Source organism: Sandarakinorhabdus oryzae (assembly GCF_009733735.1).
Lineage (GTDB): Bacteria > Pseudomonadota > Alphaproteobacteria > Sphingomonadales > Sphingomonadaceae > Sandarakinorhabdus > Sandarakinorhabdus oryzae.
The window spans coordinates 1-1,072 of the sequence record NZ_WNJP01000341.1 but is presented as its reverse complement, the minus strand read 5'-3'; the positions used below and the strand labels follow the sequence as shown (position 1 = coordinate 1,072).

The following is a 1,072-nucleotide window of genomic DNA, read 5'->3' as shown; positions in this document are numbered from 1 at the left end:
TACAGCTGGGCCGGCGGCTGCCGGTTGGCCGCCGCCTGCTCGGCCAGCGCCGCTGCCACCGCCGCCTGCACCAGCGCCGGCAGCCGCTCGGTCAATTGCGGTTCGACGGCCAGGATCACCTCGTCGGCGAGGCTGCGGCCAAGCTGGAGCAGTTCGGCGCGGGTGGCAGCAGCAGCGGTCTCGCTGATGGCGTCGGCCACCGGGCCGGTCAAAGCCAGGCTGCGGTCAGCCGGGTCGCTGCGGGTGATCTCGTCCACCACGAAGGCGAGCAGATCGCGGCGCAGGCGCAGCAATTCCGCGTCGGTATCATCATGGACACGCAATGCAATCATAATCAACTCCCCCACTATGGGAGAGTTAACCGAATTTTTACCAAAAATGCAAGACTCGGCTTCGGTCTGCGTTACTTGCGGGCCGTGAAGACAAAGGCTGGCGGCCAGTTGCGCGGTTCGAAGCGCACCCCCACGTCAGGATAGGCGCCGCGCAGTTCCGCCAGGAAGGCGGGCGAATATTGATAGCCGATCAGCGGCGCACCGGGATTGAGCACGCTGGCGGTGGCGGCAAGGATGCGGCCACGCACCTCGCGCGGCATGATCGAGAAGGGCAGGCTGGAAATCGCCACGTCGCAGCCGCCCGGCACATGTTCCGCAACCTGTTCGGCCGACACCGGCAGCACCAGCAGGCGTGGATCGGCGATGCTGCGCGCCAGATAGGTGGCAAAGGCCGGGTTGATCTCGAACGCGATCAGCCGGGCATCGGGGCGCATCCGGGCCAGCAGGGCGCGGGTGACGACGCCAGTGCCGGGGCCGAACTCCACGGCGGTTTCAACCTGGGTCCAATCAACGCCGGCCAGCATGCGGCTGACCAGCGGGCGCGAGGACGGGATGAGCGAGCCGATGCGGCGCGGATTGGCGAGGAACTGCCGGGCAAACAGCAGCGCCGGCCGCCTGACATTGACGTGGGGGGCGTCCATGCGGCGCGGCCGCAATCAGGCAGCGGCAGACGGACGAGCGGCAACGCGATCGCGCCAGGCCGGCAGCCAGCGCGCGGCCGCCGGCATCGGCTGCCCGAC

Annotated in this window: 2 protein-coding genes; both read right to left on the bottom strand. The window is 68.8% G+C overall.

The features are described 5' to 3' along the window. Window positions 1-332, bottom strand: a 332-nt coding sequence (locus GJ693_RS16155) for a hypothetical protein (RefSeq protein WP_197042304.1), incomplete at its 3' end; no start/stop codon positions are given. Between the two features lie 71 nt (window positions 333-403). Continuing rightward, a complete protein-coding gene (locus GJ693_RS16150; protein ID WP_156257240.1) occupies window positions 404-973 on the bottom strand; it encodes a class I SAM-dependent methyltransferase in 570 nt (189 codons plus the stop codon). Window positions 974-1,072: the final 99 nt, after the last annotated feature.

Excerpts from the sequence above, each read along its gene's own strand:
- GJ693_RS16150 (WP_156257240.1), bottom strand. The coding sequence starts at position 973 with ATGGACGCCCCCCACGTCAATGTCAGGCGGCCGGCGCTGCTGTTTGCC.